This window comes from Paraburkholderia sp. RL17-373-BIF-A, assembly GCF_046030175.1.
Lineage (GTDB): Bacteria > Pseudomonadota > Gammaproteobacteria > Burkholderiales > Burkholderiaceae > Paraburkholderia.
The window spans coordinates 1-1,047 of the sequence record NZ_JARESO010000290.1 but is presented as its reverse complement, the minus strand read 5'-3'; the positions used below and the strand labels follow the sequence as shown (position 1 = coordinate 1,047).

At 64.7% G+C, this 1,047-nt stretch carries 2 protein-coding genes; both read left to right on the top strand.

Features of this window, described 5'->3' with window-relative positions; genetic code table 11:
- The coding region (locus P0D80_RS50415) for a Mu transposase domain-containing protein (RefSeq protein ID WP_408296303.1) at positions 1 to 678 on the top strand (678 nt) is incomplete at its 5' end.
- On the top strand, positions 675 to 1,047 hold a 373-nt coding region (locus P0D80_RS50410; protein ID WP_408296301.1), incomplete at its 3' end, for an ATP-binding protein. The genes P0D80_RS50415 and P0D80_RS50410, both read left to right, overlap by 4 nt.

Below are 1,047 nucleotides of genomic sequence, written 5' to 3'. Positions count from 1 at the left end.
CGCTTCATCGACGAGCACGTCTGTCGCATCAACGCACGCAACGGCAAGCGCATTAAGGCCGAGCGCCCGCTGCTTCAGCCACTGCCGCCGCAGCGCACGAGCGACTACGAGGAAACGCGTGTGTACGTCAGCCCGACCGGCGGCTTTGTCCTGCGCAAGGTGTTCTATACCGTTCCGTCGCGGCTGATCGGTCATCGACTGCGCGTGCGGCTGTATGACGACCGGCTGGAACTGTTCCTGGGCGGCACGGCCCTGATGACGCTGCAGCGCGGCCGTCCGGGGCCCAAGGGCAAGCACGGCCACGTCATCAACTACCGGCACATCATCCACGCGCTGCGCCGCAAACCCATGGCGCTGCTCAACCTGGTCTACCGCGACCAGGTCTTTCCGCGCGAGGCCTATCGATTGACCTTCGATCGTCTGCTCGAGCAGCGCACGGAGCGCGAGGCATGCAAGACGATGGTCGAACTGCTTAGTCTGGCCCACGAGCGCAACTGCGAGGCACAACTGGCGCAGGCGCTCGAGCAGTGCCTGGCCGATGGGCAACTGCCCGATCTGGACGCGCTGAGTTCCCGTTTCGAAGCGAAACCCGCGAGCCTGCCGCAGGTGAACGTCCAGCTGGCTTCGTTGCGCGACTACGAGGCCCTGCTTGACCTGCAAATGGAGGTGGCAGCATGAACCACGAATTCGACGCCACCCGCCTGTCGCTGCTGCTCAACGATTTGCGGCTGCCCGCCATCAAGCAGATCTGGTCAGCGTTCGCCGAACGGTCCGACACGGAAGGCTGGCCCGCCGCTCGCCTGCTTATGGCGCTGGCCGAACACGAGATCGCCGAGCGCGATCGACGCCGAATCGAACGTCACCTCAGGGACGCAAAGCTGCTGCCGGGCAAGACGCTGGAGAACTTCGATTTCGACGCGGTGCCGATGGTGTCCCGGGCGCACGTCTCAGCGCTTTGCGCTGGCGATGGCTGGTTGCGCAACGGCACCAACCTTCTTCTTCTCGGGCCGTCTGGGGGAGGCAAATCGCACTTGTCGTCGGCCATTG